Consider the following 16282-nt stretch of genomic DNA (forward strand, 5'->3'; position numbering starts at 1 on the left):
AATCGAGGCAAACAATGGAACTAAAAAACAATCAAAATATAGATTCAGAAGGAATCATTGAGAAATCTGATACAATCTGCATCGTTGGTGCTGGGCCCGCAGGCCTTGCGATGGCAAGATCCCTTCTCTCCAAGGGAATTCCATTTCAAGTATTTGAGAGGCATAGTGATGTCGGTGGCATTTGGGATATAAAAAATCCTGGTTCCCCGATGTATGAAAGTGCTCACTTTATTTCTTCCAAGTATCTTTCTAATTATTTTGACTTTCCAATGCCAGATGAGTATCCCGATTATCCTTCGAACAAACAAATACTTAACTATCATAGAGAATTTGCAAAGGTTTACAATCTTTATCCAAATATACAATTCAATACAGAGATCAAACAAATCAAAAGAGTAGACAAACATTGGTTTGTCGAAACTGGTTCTGGCGAGAAGTATCTATTTGGCGGAATTGTCTGCGCAAGTGGAATTACTTGGTCGCCTAATATTCCAACGATTGAGGGACAGTCCAGTTTTACTGGCAAAATTCTACATAGCGTAAACTATAAATCTTCCCATTTGTTTCAAGGAAAACGAGTTCTTGTGGTAGGTGCAGGGAACTCAGGATGTGATATAACCTGTGACGCAGGTGCGAATGCGGAACAAGCTTATATTAGTGTTAGACGAGGGTACCATTTCATTCCAAAACATATACTTGGAAAACCTGCCGATGTTTTTGGTGACGGTGCCCATTGGATTCCCAATTGGCTCTCACAATTTGTTCTCGGGAAATTGTTGAATCTGCTGGTTGGTGATTTAACTAAGCTTGGTTTACCTGCACCCGATCATAAAATTTTCGAAACACATCCAATCATCAATGATCAACTATTACATAATTTACGACATGGTGATGTGATTGCAAAACCTGATATACAAAGACTGGAAGGTGATTTGGTGATCTTTAAAGACGGATCAAAGGTAAAGATCGATCTCATCATTATGGCAACAGGTTACAACTGGTCGATTCCCTATATGGAGGAAAGTTACTTTCAGTGGAAACAAGGAAGACCGGAACTTTACCTAACTTTGTTCAACAGAAATTACGAAAATTTATATGCGCTTGGTTATATGGAAACAGACGGCGGTGCTTATAAAATGTTCGATGAAATGGCAAATTTGATCGCTTCGTATATTGATGCAAATCGAAAGGGAAATCCTTCGGCAAAACGGTTTGCCCAATTGATTCAAAATGATCGCCCATTGCTGAATGGGAACATCCAATATCTAAATACAGGTCGCCACTCAGTCTATGTCAATCAGGTAGCTTACAAACAATATAGATCCAAAATTCAAAAGAAAATGGGATGGCCAGAACTAAAACCAGGACAATTCCAACATTTATTATCGCCGCAATTGTTTTAGGGTAAAATAATGATTTTGGGATAATAGAACGGGCTCTACCTGAAAGGATTCTCCAGGGGAGAAACTGAAGCTACTATCCCAAACGTCGTTAACGTCTTTTTTTCTTTCTTGCGACTTTCTTTTTCGCTGCTTTTTTCTTAGCAGTTTTCTTTTTCGCAGGTCTCTTTTTAGAAACAGCTTTCTTAACTTTTTTCTTAGCCGCTTTCTTTTTCTTAGCTATTTTTTTCTTTGCCGCTTTCTTCTTTTTAGGAGCCGCTTTTTTAGCTTTTTTCTTCGCTGCTTTCTTTTTTGCCGCTTTTTTCTTCTTAGGAGCTGCTTTTTTAACCACTACTGCTACTTCGGGAGCAGGTTCTTCTTGAATCTGTGGAATTTCTATTGTTTCGTTTTCTTCCATACATGTAACCTTATGAAGATAGTATCAAATCTTCCTTCTTGGTACGATAACAAAGCGTGGATTATTAAAAGTAAATTCATTTTTGTTTTGATTGCAATAAGATGAGTAATTTCTCGAAAAATGAATCTATTTTTATGAATTTATATACCAAGAAGGGAATCATTTCAATAAACAATACAGGAAAATTCACCTAACCCATAAGATACGATTTCAAACAACGGGCCTTCCGGCCTCACTTTAAGATTCATTCGATCCATTTTGCAAACGATGGATTTCTTTTTGGTATTCTTCGGCTCTGTCGGGTCGTTTAGACTTTTTATAAAGACGGACAAGGATTTTGATCACAGGAATTACGTCGGGCTTACGACTATAAATCCGTTCTGCCATATCGATAGCTTCTTCAATCAAACTTGCTTTTGCATATTGAATGGCACCATCTAGGATCATTTGGAGTCCCGATGGATGAGTATTGGAAAAATTCTCTGCCGCCCGACCAGCCTCTGCAGGTTTCTCCAATTTACGATACACTCGGTACAATAATTTCCATACGGCGGGGTCAAAAGCATATAGATCAGCATAGGTTGTGAGAAGGGTCAGAGCTTCGAAATCATTGTTCTTTTTCAGGAGCCGGATTGGTTCTTCCAAATTCATCTCTCTTGTTTTTGAATCCAGTTGTGTTTGCGGTTGGAATCGTATGCTGAGTAAGGAGAGATCATCCGTTAGTTCCCCAATCTTTTGGAGGCGAAGTCCCAATCTTTCTATATCACCTTCACTTGCTTCCACCTGCTTTAGGATGGAAGTGTGGTCCATATTGATCACGCGGTTCGCTGTAGAATCCATTCCCATACCCAAGTCATCCCTACCATCAGAGCCAATGATGATTGTGTCTCCAGGCCGAATCCAACAGGTTTCAATCCGAGCTTTGTCTTTTTGCATCCCTAATTTAAAGTTCGTTGCCTCTTCCGATAAAAAATTGGCATGCCCATCACGAAACCGAATGGGAAAAGGATGTTCTGCATTGATATAGTATAAAAAACCATTTTCTTCGTCTACCAACCCCAAAAGAAGAGACATGGACATGGAACCATCAAAACCTTCGAATACATCATTCAGATCATTGAGTGCAGTATGTAACCATCTTTCAGGAAAGTATCCCGATAGAATTCCTTCCCTATGGGTCCGTTCAATCAGCGCACGAAAAGCAGTTCCAAAAACAAGAACTCCCCCTGCTCCTTGCATGGATTTTCCCATGGCATCGCCGTTGGCAAATACACAATAACTGCGGCCGCGCAAAACAATTTGATCGGCTACACAAATATCACCACCGAGTTCATACTCTTTGTTTTTGAATTGGAATGCTTTTTTCTGTTTGATATAGGATTGGAATTGCACTGTTTGGGATCGAATCCGAATTCCAGAAAGAGGACGAGTGAGTAGTGAGGTTAAATAATAATCTCCGTCTTGTTGGTATTTCAAACGACTCACTTCTCCAATCGCGTCTTCGTAAGAACGATTGAGTGTGCGTAACATAAGTCCGAGTAAAAATAAAATCGATATCCCTGTAATGAGGAAGTCTTCACTTCTTGCTTTCTCAGAGGAATAATCAAAAAACCATTCGGGATGAATTCCTTGGGTATAATTCACACAAAAAAGAGCACCGACAAAAAATACAATGGCTAACCAATCATATTTATTTCCGAGGATGAGCATATTCAAAACAAGGATGGGAGCAAGTAACATCACATTGGCACTTACAATCCCACCACTGTATTGAATTTGTAAGAATGATGTTAAGGAACTGATGATAAAGGTAGGAAGGATGAGGATTTGAAACTGGTGTTGGAACCGTGCAAGATAATAAAAAATACAAGCAAACCCAAAGGCTACCCATAAGGCAATCAGTCCTCCGATTTCAAAACCTTCTCGAAAGAATTCTGAAGTAAGCCCGACACCCATAGCCACAATTCCCGCAAGGAGGGTTCCATTCAAAATCCTATGCCTCATCACAAAACCTTCGGTGGGACCTAGAACAAAGGAGACAAACAGAGCTAAAACCTTTTTGAACTTTCTAAAGAAAATACCAAAGTTTGTTACTAACATGATTTATCTCCCTTTTCGCAAATGGCAAGAAGTGATAAAACCCCACTTGGCCTCTTTTAGAAATCAAAAGGCAGCGAAGGCATCACTTCTGGCGTAAGGGGTAATTTGACAAAAAACCGACAAATGTCGATTATTTTTTACTGGGGTCTTTTCTTTTCTGCGAAGGTCAGAAATCTATTTTCTGTATTTTAAAAATTCAGGCAGATAAGATCGCAGGTAAGCCACGGCGGCTCTTCCGGCTTCACTTACCATCTCTTCTGTGATCTCACCTTGTTCCCGAAACGAGTAGCGAAAAACTGAATCAATGAGTGAAACAGCAATCCCCACCTTACGAGCCATATCTGGTAAGTCTGGAAGTAAAAATCGGTCTTCGACTTGGGACAAAGCCAATTTCGCTATGGTAGAATCCAGTGCCTTTCCCACATCTTTGGTCTCTTCATTGCGAACTCCATACACCACTCGTATAAGAGCTAGGTCCTCCCTGACAACAGAAGCTGCTTCTCTCGCGAGAAAATATACATAGTCTTGCCAGGTTTGAAATTCTGAAGTATCTACCTTGGCCAATCTTTTAGAAACTAATTCAGAATGAACCAAACGAAGGCCAAGATACAGGGCGCCCATATTTGGAAAAAAATGATACGCAGAGGCTCTGGGAATTTTAGCCCGTTCGCAAACTTTAGCAAAGGTAATTAAGGAAGGATCTTCCTCTCGTAGAAGTTCGCGAAGGGATTGGACAAGGAGAATCCGTCGATTATGATCTTTCCCCCTATCCTCATCCATTTTTGCAGCAGAGGTTTTGGTATCCATCCCCGGTCTTTGCTTCGGCTTAGAACTTAGCATCAAACTCGACAAAAGCCGAGTTTCTAGAGAATTTCAAGCAAAAACTAGCCGTAAATAGAAAATATAGTCGACAAATGCCCAATCATTTCTAATTTATAATCGACAAATGTCGGGTTTTTGTTAAAATCAAATCCTGGGGAAAAGGGAGAAAGTCATGAAAGATGCAAAAATAGATACAGTAAAGAAGTCCATGCTTGCCGCCTGTATCAAGTTAGCTGACCTGGGATTTTTAGCGGGAGTCGGCGGAAATTTAGCGGTTCGTATTGATTCCGAACTAATGGCAGTCACTCCTTCTGCCACTGATTATTATACAATGAAACCAGAAGACCTTTGTATCTTACAAATCAAAGATTTAAAAATGGTAGAAGGTATCAAACAACCGACTACCGAAAGTGGCCTTCATGCTTCGTTTTTTAAATTGAGACCAGAGATTGAAGTCAGTTTACACACCCACCAACCACTCGCCAGTGCTGTCTCCTTACTTGGCTTGGATATCGATATCGCATCTAGTGAAGGCAAAAAAAACATCGGACCTTTTATACGAATTGTATCTTATGCTCCTTCGGGAACTCCCTTTCTTGTCAGGGCATTTCGCAACAGAATCATCAAAGAAACAAATGGTTACCTACTCAGAAACCATGGACTTGTTTGTGGTGCTTTCACACTCGAACAAGCAATCGCCAATGTAAAGTTAGTGGAAAAAGAAGCGGCACGTTTTTTACGAAACAGAATCGAAAAAAATACCAATTTAGTTTATATGCCAAACGCAGTGAAAGAACAACTGCTCTCGGCTTTATCACATTAGATCCAAATAGATAAGAATCCACCGGTTACAAAAACCTATCCGAAAAAGGAAAACGAGAATCATAATGAAAGCTAGCACCCTTAAAAAAAGAAGTCCAAAAGTCGAAACCTCATCCGATAGAACCGAGTTAAATCATTTATGGCACCGCCTTGATTCCAAAGGCCTTTTACAAAAATACAAAGCGGACCTTTCCTTTCGTCTTCCAGGAAAAGGTAGTTTTCTATTAATGCACCGAACTGAGGGCAAACAATCAAAACTTGAGACTGAAGAATTTTCCATAGAAAATCCTACTGCCTTTCTGAAATTGAATTCGAAATCGGAGGAAAGATTGGCTGTGATCCGTTTCCATGCCAGTTTTTATTCCTTACGATCGGATGTAGGCGCTATCGTTTGTTTCCAACCAGTTTGGAGTTCCTTACTGAATACTCTCGATCACCCACTACCCTTGGTTTTTGATGAGCAGTGCCGCCAACTCGGAGCACCGGTGGAAAAGATTCCGAAACGAATCGATGGATCCGTTGAAGAGGGGCCCATTGTCCTTTCGGGAGCCAATGCCTTTCTTCAGGACCAAGGAGTGGTGATCACAAGTGTGACTCGCGACAAAGCCATTTACAATTGTGAGTTGATCGAAAAATGTTCTAAAGCCTATCTATTAGCACACTCCACAGGAAGTCCGATCAGAAGGATTCCTTGGTGGGTTCGTTTGATTGCCAAAAGTCGACTCATAAAAGACGAAAGAAAAGCCAGTGCCGCCTATTCTCGAGGTGAAACACCGACTGGATTTAAGGCGTATTAGGTGACTTCGATTCGGCCACTCTACCAACTATAAGTCTCTACAGAATCCCGAGATAAATATCAAACTGTGAATGGTTCGGATCCTTAGCATTCGCACCATAAACTTCTAAATCGGCTTTGTAGGAACGATTTTTTTTAAATTTTTCTTCAGACCAAATGGTCTTCCAAGTTGCAATTCCAATCTCTGCAATAGGACCCCAAGGAGTGGGAACTTGGATGTAATCGGATCCAGGAATTGTGACAGAAGTTAGGTGAGGTGGAAGGACACCCACGACATCGACACAAGCTCCAATCAGGATAGTGTATTCCCCATTTTCATCCGATTCAAAATCCGTATAAGTTACCATAAACTCGGAAAGGTTGGTTCTACTTTGAATCTGCGAAAGAATTCCTTCTTCCCAAAATCTTTGCCATAGGCCTGGAATTTTCCCATTTCCCGACATCTCCTCTCGATTGGAGGTTCGGGCTTTGATCCCCACAAGGGTCATGGGTTTTAAATGAATTTTGTTCTGAGTTGTGTTTTCCATAGAAAGAACATACAATATTTGGAATTTCTCTTCTTGACAATTTGTGCTTTTTTAAGGGGAAATTCTGCCAACCAAGTATAAGAAAAAAACTACATTCTGAAATTTCAAAAAAAAGATCACTAGGATAAGAAACCAAAACTATTTGATCGGAATATAGATTTCTGATTCCGGGTTGGTATCTGATTGGAACCGGTCATCAAATAAATCAAAATCATCGCTAAACTCTCGTTCATAACCAGTGTTTGGCATCCAAGTTCCATAAATATACTTCCAACCATTTAGGATATCTTGGTTTTGATTTCCTGGAATGGTAAAGACCATATATTTGGCGGGTTTCATTCGATGAGTGACAAATCCATCCGGAACGAAGCTATCCGAAACCACCTGTGATCCAATGATCACATCAAAATTTTCCGCATAATCCCAGTTTGTATAAATTCCCAAAAGAGAATCTCCGATCCGATTCGGAATGGAATTGTTAGAACCGCTCGATATAAATTCTCCCCAAAACTTGGGAATATCGATCTCATTTTGGCATCTTTGCATTGTGGTCCGATGTAATTTTCCCATCAGAACAAATTCATTTTTGGTCACAACTTGTGTTTTAATTCCAGATCCATCAATTCGAATTCCATCACGTAAAGATTCAATTTCCAATTTGGGAAAATTTCTATGTTCCGGTTGTTTTCTGTAATCTGACGGGTTCAGTCCAAATTCGGAACGAAAGGCACGAAGGAAAGACTCGGGAGTTGTGTAATGGTATTTTAGAGCAATATCGATGATTTTTTCTTTTCCAAGGATTAGATCATTACCCGCTTCGGTAAGCCTTCGTTTCTTCAAATAAGTATAAACAGAGTAACCCGTAACATAACGAAATATCCTTTGGAAATGCCAACGGGATTGAAATGCATTTTTAGAGACATCTTCCACTGAAATCTCTTCTCTCAAATGTTTTTCAATAAAATTGACTGCCAGTTTGATATGATCGTAGTAGTCCATGGAATTAATTTTTGTTTGTAAGAAGAACTTTGTCTAAACTTAAGATTCTATTTCTTCTGGCCACTGATTTTTGATTTCAAGAATCTTTGGTAAAACAAAAATGAATTTTTCTACCAATTTAGGATCAAAATGTGTTCCCGATTCCTTTTTTAAAAAATCAATTGCCGCATCCACTTCCCAAGCTTTTTTGTATGGCCTTACCGTAGTTAATGCATCGAATACATCGGCAATGGCAATGATTCTACCTTCCAAAGGGATATCCTCTCCTTTCAATTGGAATGGATAACCGGTTCCATCGTATTTTTCGTGATGAGTGATGGCAATAGACTTTGCCAATCTTAATAAACTGGATTTGTGATCTCCAATGATTTCAGCACCAATCTGAGGATGCCGTTTCATTACCTCCCATTCCTCAGAAGTCAGTTTTCCTGGTTTTTGGATGATATGGTCGGGAATTCCAATTTTTCCTACATCATGCATAGGTGCTGCATTCAAAATTTCTTCCGCCGCTTCCGATGAATGTCCGATAGCCAAGGCGAGAGTTTGCGAATAATGACTCATACGAATCACATGCATGCCAGTTTCGTTGTCTTTATACTCGGAAGCCATACCTAGACGTTGCACAATCTGTAATCTGGTGGCCTTCACTTCATTTACATTCACTAAAGATAAATGGTTTTTAATTCTAGCCTTTACAATCGGAGGGCTTACGGGTTTGGTAATATAGTCAACAGCCCCAAGATGAAACCCTTTTTCTTCATCGATTACATCTGTTAGGGCGGTTACAAAGATCACTGGAATGTATTTTGTTTTTTCATCGGATTTGAGAACTGTGCAAACTTCATGACCGGTCATTTCTGGCATCATTACATCGAGTAATATTAGTTCCGGTTCTTGTGATTTGGCTAGTTCAATTCCTTTCTGGCCATCTTTCGCGAAAAGAAGTGTATAATCATTTTGCAAAATTTCATTTAATATCTGTAAGTTGGTCGGTTCATCATCAATCACCAAAATGGTAGGTTTTGCGTTAATTTCCACTAGATTCTCCTGAAATTTGAGTTTTAAGTTGATTTAACTGTTTCATTGTTTTTTCAAATTCAAATTGAAGGATTGAGGATTCAATTTCAGAAAGAATCTGATGAAACTCGCTTCCCTCCAAAACTTCATATAATTTTTTCCATTCCTTTTGGTCGAGAGCCCCTTTCGCAAAGGACTCATTCAAGGCCGTAATGGAAGTTAGAACAACTTCTTTGTTTGCCCCTAAAACTGGTTTCGTTTGTATTTCTGTTTTTTTGGCTTTTGCAATTTCACTTCTAAACTCCTCTAAAAAATGAAGGTGAGAAAGAGTAAAAGCGTCTATCAAACTTTCAAAATCCGTTTTTTCTAGTTTTGATTTTTGTAATTTAGTTTCTAAACGAAGAGTTACTTCTGCAATCGGAGAGATGCCGAGGTTAGACGATACACCTTTTATCTTATGTAAAAAAGCTTGTTCTTCCGCCAATTTTCCGAGGTGGGATTGACTTTCCTCGATTTCAGTTTTGAAATCCTTGAAGAATCCTTCCAACATAGAAACATATTTTTCTAATGATCCAAAAAGAGAAATCCCTCTCTTCGATTGGAAAATTTCTTCACTTTCCAAAAAGGGATTTTTTTCTAAGGTTTGGCTCGAAGCACTGCCCAAAAGTTTTTTAATTTCAAAAAACAAATCTTGGATGTCAATTGGTTTAGAAACAAACCCATCCATCCCAGCATCCTTCGCGGATTGTTTATCTTCTTCAAATACACTAGCCGAAAGGGCTATGATTGGTGTTTTACGGAAATTCTCTTTTTCGTAAATTCGTATTTGGCGTGTTGCTTCCAAACCATCCATTTCGGGCATTTGGATGTCCATTAAAACTAAATCAAAAGACTGAGATTTAAAGATCTCCAATGCTTCTTTTCCATTTTTGGCAATTTCCACCTTATGACCATTAGATGTCATTAAGAGTTGGATGAGTTCCACGTTTTGTTTTACATCATCAACAATGAGAATCTTCAAACTTGGTAAATCAAATTGTATTTTTTCATTGATTTCTAAAATAGGAGCTCCCTTCTCCAAAGGCAGAGATACATAAAAATGGGAACCAACTCCTAACTCACTTTTGGCCCAAATCTTTCCTTTCATGAGTTCCACTAACTGTTTGGAGATGGTCGTACCAAGACCAGTCCCCCCAAATTTGCGACTCATAGAAACATCGGCTTGTGTAAAAGGTTCGAAGATTTTTTCAATTCTGTCAGGGGCAATTCCTATCCCAGTATCCTGAATATGAAACTGAACTTCCGCTTCTTTTACGGTGATATTCAATTGAATGAAACCTTCTTTCGTAAACTTAATGGCGTTTCCAAGTAAGTTCGTCAAAATTTGGCGGATGCGAAGGCTATCCCCTTTATAATAATCTTCTAGGTTTTCGGAAAGGGTATAGTGAAATTCTAATCCCTTTCTTTTTGCTTCCATTCCCAAAGTAGAACAAACCTGATCAACCAGGGAAATGAGTGAAAAATCGATGATTTCCAGTTCGACTGCGCCGCGGTCGAGTTTTGCCGAGTTCAACACATCATTTAGTAAACGTAACAAAGATTTGGCGGAATTTTTTATGGTTTCTAGATGGCTTTTTTGATTTCCGAATAACTCGCCGGTTAACAATACTTCTGTAAACCCAATGATTGCATTCATCGGCGTTCTAATTTCATGGCTCATATTTGCCAAAAACGTTGTTTTTGTAATGGCTGCCATCTCTGCCTTTTCTTTGGATTCTATAAGTGCCTCTTCAATCATCCGTCGATCTGTGTTGTCTAAAATCACTCCATCTAGAAATTTTACGTTTTTCTCTTCATCTAAAACAAGTCCACCGTATTCCAAAACCCAACGGATGTTCCCAGATTTTTGAATGATACGATAGTTCAAAACAAATGTATCAGAAGTATCAATGGCATTTTGAATGATATTGGAAACGTGAACCCGATCATCTGGATGTATGATCTCCGAATATGTATGTTTGCGGTTAGGTTCCAAAAAATCCACAGCCGGATATCCAGAGAGACTAAGGATCGAATCACTCATAAAAACAGTAGTCCAGAATTCATCGACAAGACACCTATAAACAACCCCTGGGATATTTTGAATGAAGGATTGCATTTGTTCTTCATTGGACTTAAGAGCATTTTCAATTTTGATTCTTTCCGATATATCACTGATAAAACCAACAAAAATATCATCTTGTGGAAGTTTGGTATGCCCAATGGCCAAACGAATTGGAAAAACGGTGCCATCTTTTTTGATCGCTTCTGTTTCCCTACCAATCCCAATGATTTTTGCATGGCCTGTTTTTAAATAATTGGATAGATATTGGTCATGTTCCCTCTGGTAAGGATTTTGCATTAAGATCTTTATATTTTGACCAATGATTTCTTGTGCTTTCCAGCCAAACATTTGTTCTGCTGTGATGTTAAACTCCTGAACAAATCCTTTTGTATCAATCATGACGATTGCATCTGGTGCCGTCTCAATGATCGCACGAAGCCTGGATTCACTTTTTTGAAGATTTTGGAAAAGGTCTTTATAACTAATAAATGCAATGGTTGCAACAGCAGACCCAATCACAAAAAAACTTCCGATTCCAACTAAGGAGGCTAAAAACAATTGGTCGGGATTGGAAGTTTCCGGAATTTGATTTCCGAAATTGACAAAACGAGCCGCAGCCATACCCGTATAATGCATTCCAGAAATGGCACTCCCCATCACTATCCCACTAATTAGTGTTAAATAAGAAGTTCGAATTTTTAAATTGGAATTTTTTAATCGAAACTGAATGAATATGGAGGTGATCGCCAAAGAAATTGCCACTATAAGTGAGACGGCAAACAGATACGGATCATACATCAACCTAGGCCGCATTTCCATTGCCGCCATTCCCATATAATGCATAAAACCAATTCCTGCACCAACAAGGACACCGACGGAAATCAATTCTTGCCTTGTGATCTTTTTTTTACTTAATGTTTGTAATGCGAAAAAAGAAGCAAAGAAACTAGGAAGAATAGAAAGTATGGTGATTAATTTATTGTAAGTGACTTTTGTACATAATTCAAAAGACATCATTCCAATAAAGTGCATAGACCAAACAGCACCACCCATAGACAAACTGGATGTAAACAAAATAGCTAACCGCGAATACTTACTCTCCACTTTGGAGAACCGGTTCAACATATATAAGGAAATCCAGGAAGCAAAGATGGAGATAAAAATAGAAAGAGAAACCAACCAATAGTTATATGTTCCTTCTAGGTAAGAGATCTCAGTTGTTTGGAGGATAAAAAAATGATGCAGTAATTCCATCGAATGTTCTTTATAAAAAACTAAATTTATACTCCAATCTTTGACTTTGGAAGTAAAGGGAAAGGAAGTATTTAGAAGAATTCAAAAATGATCGCCTTTAATACGTACTATTCCTTAAATCCAGGTTCATCGGATGCGAATATTAATAAAACGTAATGATAAATGCTATAAACACAAACAGAGTTTAATAGGATCCAACGAGATCTTTGACACAACGAAATCCGTTGTTGTTAAATGGTGATGACGGATTTATTTTGCCACGGTAATACAAACCGTGACCTTTACAGGTTCTTTCGGAACACCACCAAGAGCCTCCACGAGAAACAATTTTACGGCCATTAGAAGGTCCTTTGGGATTAGTGATAGCAGATCCAGTTTCCTTTTCCCATTGGTAAGCTTGCAAATAGGTTTGCGAATCGTAATAATCGTTAGTGAACTGCCAGACATTGCCGACAGGATCGTAGATTCCCCACTTGTTTGGAGGAAATGATTTTACTTGCGATAAATATTTGTGTCCATCTTGGGATTTTGCATCTAAGTGGGAATCCCCTTGCCAAAAATTGGAAAAAAATTTACCTTTTAAATTTTCGCTCTCTCCCCATGGATATCTACCTTTGCCACTAGCCCGAGCCGCATATTCCCACTCCGCTTCCGTAGGAAGTCTCATTTGATAAAACTCACAATAAGACTTGGCATCCATATACGAAACACAAACGACAGGATGATCTTCTAATATGGAAATTTTGGAATCTAGTCCGAAAGGAAATTGGTAGTTGGCTTCCTTCTTTTTTTCCCATTCCCAATCCTTCATGCCTTCGTAAGAAATCAAACAATATCCTTTTTTTTCTGCAGAAGTTTTATAGTGGGAAGCGAGTATAAATTCTGAAAACTGCCTTTGAGTCACTAACGTTTCTTGGTAATAAAAATCTCCCACTTGAACTCTATGTTTCGGAGATTCGTCCGGCCGATCTGTAATATTTCGTCCACGAACAAATGTTCCTCCTTTGATTAAAACAAGTGGATTCTCAGATGATCCTTTACATAAGAGTAGAAAATCAAACAGGAATAGAATTAAAATAAAATTGAAATTAATGATGTGAAAGACCTGTAAATCAATCTACCATCAATCTTTAAATGCCTGATATAAATTTAATTTCAGACCTGAGCAGTCCCCAGAATACTGACTTCTTGCATCAAGGCAGTATTTGTCATTGTAGGCCACAAATATTTCATCATCAGGTACTACATTCGAATTTCCATTTTTTCTAGCAAGGTCTGCGATTTCTTTTAATTTGTAAGGTTTACAGCCTCGATCAATATTAGCAGATTCTGATGTTTGTAAATTGCAACCGCAAGAAGAACAATTCTGGTATTCGGGATCTGCAGCCATTGCTTTTTCTTCTTCTCTTTCACACTTATCTACATCTCGTTTGTACTTAGAGGCGATTTTTGCGATTTCTTTTTCTGATAACAATTCCGGTGGATGGGAACTTGTGAAACCTAAAAACACCCAACCCTTGATCCCTTTCAGTGAAACCCTAGCCCAGTTCGCAGTGATTCCTTCTACAGTGGTTTGGTCTCCCCCTTCTTCCAAAACTACAAAACTATCTCCCTTTTCCAACTTACCAATGGTATCTGCGGTTAAATTTGGTTCTTTTCTGACTTTCAAAACGGGAACTGTCACATAAATTCTCTCTTGTTTTTTAACGATTTCTTTGGCATGAACCTTAGAATCAGGAAAAAAGGAGAAGATCAATAGACTTGAAATAAGTAATATAACAGTGAAGGAAAATTTCATAAAGATCACCAAGCTTCGGTTTCATTTTTGATAACTATTTTTACTATTCAAACTAGTGAATTGATAAAATAAATTTCAAAAATCTAAATGGACATACAGACTTAGTCAATGCAAAAAATCAATGAATTGATTTGAAAAACCAAGTTTCAGAAAACTATTCTAAAATGGAAAACATCATAAAATAAACCAATTGGTCTACTTTATCATAAACCATCTAACATTGATTTAGATTTCACTTGCAAATTCGATTGGTTCTTTTAAGTTCTGACAATGGATTTGATTTTAAAAGATAAAAATGCAATCGTTACCGGTGGTGCCCTAGGGATTGGCAAAGAAACTTGTCTACTATTAGCAAAAAAAGGGGCTCATGTCATTGTATCTGATATTAACGAAACAGAAGGCAATCGGGTGGTCACAGAAATCAAAAACTTCGGAGGTTCTTCCGAATTTATCAAATGTGATGTGACTATAGAAGAAGAAATTATCTCTCTTACAGATGGATTAAAAACAAAAGGCAAACGTTTGGACATTATGGTAAACAATGCCGGTATCGCTAACAAACCCAGCTTTATGCATAAAGTAACCACGGAAGTTTGGAACCGATTGATTCTTATGGACCTAACCAGTGTCTTCTGGTGCCAAAAATATGCCACCAAACTCATGCTTAGCGATAGAAAAGGTGGTTCGATCATCAATGTAGCTTCCATTGCAGGACTTGGTGCCTCTCCTTCCCTTGGGCCCTACTGTGTTGCGAAAGCAGGAGTGGTGGAGCTCACAACCACCGGTGCACTCGAGGTTGCCAGGTTCGGTGTTCGGATCAATGCCGTTTGCCCTGGTTGGACGGAAACAGCCATCCTTGATGTGGCCGGCGAACGAGGAAAGGATGCGATGGAAAAAAATATTCCCATGGGAAGACTTGGCAAACCGGCGGAAGTAGCAAACCTAATCGCTTTTTTAGCTTCGGATGAATCCAGTTTTATCACAGGTTCGGTGTATCGTGTGGACGGGGGGACAAGAAGTTAGGTGATGGAAATTAGATAAGAAGATGGCAAGGGAAAGGTAAATTTAAGAATTTCTTCCTTCTAAATTTTTTACTAATAACAATTCCCCCGAGAAAGGGATGGGAAGGGCTTGGTCGGCCGTAGGCAGACGGGAGCGATTAGCGCACCCCGAACGAGCCCGGTCCCCGAAAGCTGAGAAAACATTTAGATTGTAAACTCTAGGATTAGAATCGAATCAAAATTTCTTTCGGGGATTCTCCCCCAAAGAAAATAGCGACTAACACCATCAATCCACCAATTTTCAAGGAAATGATGAATTGATTGACTTTCCTTTTACAGTTCATTCTTTGGTAGCTATGAATTTAAATCAAAATCAGCGCATAACTTCGAACAAACGACCGAGTAAACTATCTTGGGTTTGCATGGTTTTGGAGTTCGCTTCGTAGGCGCGGTTCACTTCAATCATATCCACCATCTCAGTCACAACAGAAACATTCGATGCTTCTAAGTATCCTTGCATGACTTGTGGGGCAAGGAGAGTGGGAAACTTTGTGGGTTCTCCCGATTCGGGAGTGTCTGAATAAAACGAGTCCCCTTCTTTGTCTAGGTGGCGAGGATTTTCTACAGTTCGGATTTTGAGGGTATCTAGAAGGACAGGATCTTCAAATCGATTTTCGCTAAAGTTGGTTCCGTCTTTGGGAGCCGTTCCGAGTTTGGCATTGATATAAATTTCGCCGTTTTCTTTCACAAGGAAATTTCCTTGGTTCACTTGGATCGGACCTTTTTCGCCGAGTAAGGGAAATCCTTGCGGAGTCACAACAAATCCATTCTTATCTAAAACAAAACTGCCACTGCGAGTGAGGCGCTCGCCTCTATTGGTAAGTACAGAAAAGAAAGCCGGTTTTTCCATACCGGGCTGGTCTTGAATCATTAAATCAAAGATGTTATCCGTTTTTTTTACAGAACCTTGGTCAAAGCGAGTGTAGACTTCATTCACTTCGGCACCAAACCCTAGTTTGCCGACAACAGGAGAAGTATCAAAGGACCCCATTGGTGTTTTTCCAATTCCATCTTCGGAATAACGATGGAGTAACATTTCCGGAAAGGTTTTGAAAACTGTGGTGTCTTTTTTGAATGCAGTTTTATCCACATTGGCCAAATTGTTGGCGATCACATCCATTCTCACTTGTTGGGAAATCATCCCGTTAGCGCCTGTATACAGTCCTCGTAACATACCTTTCCTAC

The 16282-nt window shown here is 39.1% G+C and carries 14 protein-coding genes; 4 read left to right on the forward strand and 10 right to left on the reverse strand.

Annotated elements, in window-relative coordinates:
• Positions 1-14: 14 nt before the first annotated feature.
• Entirely contained in the window at positions 15-1403 is a 1389-nt protein-coding gene (locus tag JWG40_RS01975; protein WP_205284193.1) for a flavin-containing monooxygenase, read from the forward strand.
• A gap of 88 nt (positions 1404-1491) precedes the next feature.
• On the opposite strand, the gene JWG40_RS01980 is transcribed toward JWG40_RS01975, so the two are convergent.
• The 3 genes from JWG40_RS01980 to JWG40_RS01990 form a co-directional block, all read right to left on the reverse strand.
• The gene (locus JWG40_RS01980) at positions 1492-1797 is read right to left on the reverse strand and encodes a hypothetical protein (RefSeq protein ID WP_205284194.1); all 306 of its coding nucleotides are present in this window, start codon (positions 1795-1797) and stop codon (positions 1492-1494) included.
• Positions 1798-2034: 237 nt separating this feature from the next.
• Positions 2035-3897, reverse strand: a complete 1863-nt coding sequence (locus tag JWG40_RS01985) for a PP2C family protein-serine/threonine phosphatase (protein ID WP_205284195.1) — start codon at positions 3895-3897, stop codon at positions 2035-2037.
• 174 nt (positions 3898-4071) lie between these two features.
• Positions 4072-4704, reverse strand: coding sequence for a TetR/AcrR family transcriptional regulator (locus JWG40_RS01990; protein WP_408611479.1), 633 nt, complete (start codon positions 4702-4704; stop codon positions 4072-4074).
• Between the two features lie 187 nt (positions 4705-4891).
• On the opposite strand from JWG40_RS01990, the gene JWG40_RS01995 reads away from it, so the two are divergent.
• Together JWG40_RS01995 and JWG40_RS02000 are read left to right on the forward strand one after the other, a co-directional pair.
• Positions 4892-5542: a class II aldolase/adducin family protein gene (locus JWG40_RS01995; RefSeq protein ID WP_205284196.1), complete on the forward strand. Its 651-nt coding sequence runs from the start codon at positions 4892-4894 to the stop codon at positions 5540-5542.
• Between the two features lie 64 nt (positions 5543-5606).
• Positions 5607-6338 (forward strand): class II aldolase/adducin family protein, encoded by a 732-nt coding sequence (locus JWG40_RS02000; protein WP_205284197.1) that lies wholly within the window; start codon positions 5607-5609, stop codon positions 6336-6338.
• 37 nt (positions 6339-6375) lie between these two features.
• On the opposite strand, the gene JWG40_RS02005 is transcribed toward JWG40_RS02000, so the two are convergent.
• The 6 genes from JWG40_RS02005 to JWG40_RS02030 all read right to left on the reverse strand — a co-directional run bounded on the left by JWG40_RS02005 (position 6376) and on the right by JWG40_RS02030 (position 14036).
• Positions 6376-6864: a GyrI-like domain-containing protein gene (locus tag JWG40_RS02005; protein WP_205284198.1), complete on the reverse strand. Its 489-nt coding sequence runs from the start codon at positions 6862-6864 to the stop codon at positions 6376-6378.
• A gap of 138 nt (positions 6865-7002) precedes the next feature.
• The gene (locus JWG40_RS02010) at positions 7003-7863 is read right to left on the reverse strand and encodes an AraC family transcriptional regulator (protein WP_205284199.1); all 861 of its coding nucleotides are present in this window, start codon (positions 7861-7863) and stop codon (positions 7003-7005) included.
• A gap of 39 nt (positions 7864-7902) precedes the next feature.
• Positions 7903-8901 (reverse strand): HD domain-containing phosphohydrolase, encoded by a 999-nt coding sequence (locus JWG40_RS02015; RefSeq protein ID WP_205284200.1) that lies wholly within the window; start codon positions 8899-8901, stop codon positions 7903-7905.
• Entirely contained in the window at positions 8891-12238 is a 3348-nt protein-coding gene (locus JWG40_RS02020; protein WP_205284201.1) for an MHYT domain-containing protein, read from the reverse strand. Before JWG40_RS02020 ends, JWG40_RS02015 begins: the two co-directional genes overlap by 11 nt.
• Before the next feature lie 184 nt (positions 12239-12422).
• Positions 12423-13355 carry a formylglycine-generating enzyme family protein gene (locus tag JWG40_RS02025; RefSeq protein WP_205284307.1) on the reverse strand — a complete coding sequence of 311 codons (933 nt, stop codon included), beginning with the start codon at positions 13353-13355 and terminating at the stop codon, positions 12423-12425.
• 6 nt (positions 13356-13361) lie between these two features.
• Positions 13362-14036 (reverse strand): SH3 domain-containing protein, encoded by a 675-nt coding sequence (locus JWG40_RS02030; protein ID WP_205284202.1) that lies wholly within the window; start codon positions 14034-14036, stop codon positions 13362-13364.
• Between the two features lie 270 nt (positions 14037-14306).
• On the opposite strand from JWG40_RS02030, the gene JWG40_RS02035 reads away from it, so the two are divergent.
• Positions 14307-15059, forward strand: coding sequence for an SDR family NAD(P)-dependent oxidoreductase (locus tag JWG40_RS02035; protein WP_205284203.1), 753 nt, complete (start codon positions 14307-14309; stop codon positions 15057-15059).
• A 351-nt stretch (positions 15060-15410) separates the two neighbouring features.
• Here JWG40_RS02035 and JWG40_RS02040 read toward each other — a convergent pair whose 3' ends face one another.
• Entirely contained in the window at positions 15411-16271 is an 861-nt protein-coding gene (locus JWG40_RS02040) for a flagellar hook-basal body protein (protein ID WP_002987198.1), read from the reverse strand.
• Positions 16272-16282 lie beyond the last annotated feature (11 nt).

Source organism: Leptospira abararensis, assembly GCF_016918735.1.
GTDB classification, from domain to species: Bacteria; Spirochaetota; Leptospiria; order Leptospirales; family Leptospiraceae; genus Leptospira_A; species Leptospira_A abararensis.